At 48.4% G+C, this 3,704-nt stretch carries 4 protein-coding genes; all 4 read right to left on the reverse strand.

The window, feature by feature from the left end; translation table 11 throughout:
• Positions 1–116: 116 nt before the first annotated feature.
• The gene (locus JRI95_16590) at positions 117–335 is read right to left on the reverse strand and encodes a hypothetical protein (protein MBW2063162.1); all 219 of its coding nucleotides are present in this window, start codon (positions 333–335) and stop codon (positions 117–119) included.
• 64 nt (positions 336–399) lie between these two features.
• Complete coding sequence (locus JRI95_16595; protein MBW2063163.1) at positions 400–699, reverse strand: hypothetical protein; 300 nt, start codon at positions 697–699, stop codon at positions 400–402.
• A 25-nt stretch (positions 700–724) separates the two neighbouring features.
• The gene (locus JRI95_16600) at positions 725–2,017 is read right to left on the reverse strand and encodes a hypothetical protein (protein MBW2063164.1); all 1,293 of its coding nucleotides are present in this window, start codon (positions 2,015–2,017) and stop codon (positions 725–727) included.
• 292 nt (positions 2,018–2,309) lie between these two features.
• A complete protein-coding gene (locus JRI95_16605) occupies positions 2,310–3,395 on the reverse strand; it encodes a D-alanyl-D-alanine carboxypeptidase (GenBank protein ID MBW2063165.1) in 1,086 nt (361 codons plus the stop codon).
• Positions 3,396–3,704: the final 309 nt, after the last annotated feature.

Below are 3,704 nucleotides of genomic sequence, written 5' to 3' on the forward strand. Positions count from 1 at the left end.
GATAATACCGCCTCAGATTAATCATTCATACCATCTCCTTTTTTGTCTTTCTTTACTAAGAGGACACTTGACCCTTTTTTAGGCCTGCTGTCAACTCAAGTCGAAACTAACTCAACTTAAACAACTTCACTGATGACGGTTCCCTGCTCTTCCTCTTTTCTTAAATTTTCGATCTGCTCCTGCTGCCTCTGCCTTTCTTGAGCCGCTTCCTCCCGTTCGGCCTCGGCGCGCGCCGCCTCCTCCTGTCTGTTTGCTCGGGCCTGCTGGATCTCCTCTTCACGCTGCGCGGCCTCTGATGCGTTATTATTCGGGTTTATAGCCAAAGTATCAATCATTTCCTGCTCCTTCCTTAATGTTTACCGGACCCAACTCAGCTTTAGCCGGTTTTTCTTGCGTAAGTTAGGTCAGGAAGACCTGAACCAGGCCTTCCAGCCGGTGCAATTTTCTCAACTCATCTTTGGTCATCCGGCTTAAGCTGACCTTAGCCTGCTGAAGAAGCCGCTCAACCTCATCTTGACTGCGAGGCATCTCAGACACTGCCCGGCGGTTCTCTAATGAAACAACCTCGACTATATTCTTTGGAACAGCCTTGGGTCTGGCAGAAGAGACATCAGGATCTCTGTTCGGCGGACGGACTGCCTTTTGAGGTGAGGCTTGCTTCTGGCCCGTGATTACCGTTAAATTAACATTCACTTTCATCACTGTACCCTTTTTGGTTTTAATGTCAAACTATCATAGACAAACGGCTAAAGAGACCTTTCTCCTCAAGGAGAGACCTGGCGGTCGCCAACTGGCAGTAAGAAACTACCTCGATTGGCTGAGCATAATGCCGGATATCACGACCAAGAACACCCTCCAGAACCGCTCCTAGGCCGGTGAAAAACCCATCCGGACCGATCAGTGTCTGGCGAACTCGCTCCGGTTCAGCGGCCAAGGCTTCATAGAACCTGTTCGTCAGACCCAATCGTCCATCGCTCAGAGCTTTCAGGCCAATTTGCTTCAGACTCGAAAGAGAAGCGGCCTCCTCGCTCATGAGCTCGTTTAGTATAATCGGCCTGATATCTTTCTTGTGATCTTTTAAGAATTGAATAAGCTCATTGAATCGTTCCACCAGGCTCTGGCTTTGCTCTGGCACGGCCTCAAGACTTTTTTCAACCTCAATATTTACAGTTGACTTCGTTGGTTTAAACAATTTTAAAACGATGCTGTCTTTATCAATTTCCAGTTCGTTGAAGTCTGAATCGTAAGACCGGTGGTCATAGAAAACCCTCGCCTGCCAGGCCGAAGGCACCTGCCGGTTGAGCTGGAGTGTCTCGACAAGATCGCCGGATGTGTCGCTTAAATAAAACGTGATCGCCTGCCCGGTCTGCCTGGCGCGAACAGTCAAGGTGACCCAATCCTGGAGAACATTATCCGTATCAGGCTCTGTGGTTACGGTGAGGAAGACCTCCAGACGGTCATCTGCGGTTATGATCTCTCGACCGACTTTTGACAAAAGATCAAGGTTTGTGTCCGCACCATATCCGGTCTTGACCACCCTCACCTCCACAGAACTCGCGTCCTCACCTACTGTAAGGTCAAAGATATAATCCCCGGCGTCAAGTGAAACGGCAGCGGTGGTAATCAATTTGTCGCTGATATTGGTCTGGGGATAAGCTAGATTCTGAATCTCGACGTGGTGAAGTCCAATCGGAGCCCGATCAAAGGCCACGGCCATAATCTCATCCGGGGCACTTGATATAGCCGCCCGGGATTCGGTAAGGCTGACGCGATCAGGGATGCCAAAAAGTTTGATCTCAGCTAAAAGCTCATGAATATTGGATAAAAAATCCTGAAACACCACCCCCTGTCTCATTTTCTGGATTTTCTGACTTGAGGTCTGACCCGGTCGGTAGCGCAGGACCGTAGCCAGATCGGTCTTGGCTGGAGTCATGAAAATCTTTTTATCACGATTTTCAGCCAGCCACGAGGAGATGACCAGTTGAGGAATTTGAATGCTGTTAATGACAGAAGACATCCTCTGCCTCCAATTGACCGGCCAAAACCATTTAAGACCAGGTACCCACAACTTGCGCTGGGTCTGATAACGCTGCACAACTGACATCGGCTTCAGACTGAAAAAAAATACAAAATGCCTTACTCAAGGCATTCTCCCCCGTTGGTTTTTTTATCGGCCTAAACAGGAAAAAACTTAAATCTTTTTTGCGTTTTTAAAAAAAATAATAAATTTATATATAAATATCAATAAGTTATACCTAAGAAAGCGCTCAAGGGTTCCCTGAGAAATCAAGTAAGTTCTAAATAGAGAATTAAATCAGATTTTCCTTAAGTAGAGTCAAGATTTTCTGGCGAAGACGCGGCTTAAGGGCCTTCCCCTCGAGGATGATTACAAAGGCCAGAGGCTCCCTCTTTTCGCGGGACAGATACCCGGCCATAGACTTGACATCCTTCAAGGTTCCGGTCTTAAACCAAACCCCTTGTTCAAACTGAAGCAGTGAGCGGTACGGACGGAAGCGGTTAAGAACCGTGATCATCTGAGCGGCAGTGATCCTGGTGCGGCGAGAAAGGCCGGAGCCTTCCTCGATGTGCAGCAAAGGCAGGCCAATGGCCGTCAGGTATTTAGATATTAATTGGCGGGATTTGTGCACATCAGCGGGTGGGCCATACCGTTCCGCGCCCATTGTCAAGAAGATCTGATTGGCCATGAAGTTATTTGAATATTTGAGCATTGTCTTCACCAGCCAGGTTAACAATTTTCGGGAACGATGCTTGTAAAAGAGAGGGACGGTAGTCGAATCTATTGCAGAACGGCTCACCCGGCCCCGGACTTTTAGATCGGCCTTTTTCAGGAAAGCCTTCAGGAGGTGGCCGGTGTACAGCGGGACAATCTCAGGATTGTCTGACAGGTTCAGGCGTACCTTGCCTTTGAGGCCGCTTTTAAGGGCGATCTTTCGAGCGAAATCGGTCAAAGGGGTTTGCGGTTCGGCTGAAGAGACGTGCCCGAGCTTATCAATCCGAACAAAAATGGTGTTGAAGTTTACACACAAGGCCCCATTGTAAGCATCGTATGGGTTGAGGCTGCGGCTGGTGCCATGCAGGATCAGTCCGGGAGAAAAATAGGTATTATCCAGAAAGATATGCCTGATGCTTTTCAGGCCCTTGGATTTGAGCCTTTCCGCGATTAAGGCCAATTCTTCAGAAACCAGATAAGGGTCGCCTCGGCCCACGACGTAAAGATCGTTATCAGGACTGAGTCTGAACTCAGTGATGAAACGGTAATCCGGACCCAGGAAGTTCAAGGCAGCGGCTGAAGTAACGATCTTGAGGATTGAGGCCGGGATCAGGGGCTTGTCAGGATTTAAGGCAAAGTGAGGTTGGCCTTTGGCATCCGCCACCAGTACTGCGCCCTCCCCGGCCAGGGTTTGGATTTGGTCTTGCCATTTTCCGCTCGCTGGCAGGGCCTGCCCTGAAAAAAAATACAAGGACAAGGATAAGACAATAATTGAAAAAATGAAGCGAAACACTTTTTTATTGAGGTCTTATGCTTTAACTTTCCTTCATGCGAAGTTTATCCAGAGACTCGTTCGGGCCCAACAGTAATAAGATATCACTGTCTTTCACTAGGAAATTGGCCGTGGGGATGAGATTTAAACGGTCTGGAACGATTTCCTTGACGGCTACCACCTGCACACCATATCTGTTGA

The sequence above is a fragment of the Deltaproteobacteria bacterium genome (assembly GCA_019308995.1).
In the GTDB taxonomy this organism is placed as follows: Bacteria; Desulfobacterota; Desulfarculia; order Adiutricales; family JAFDHD01; genus JAFDHD01.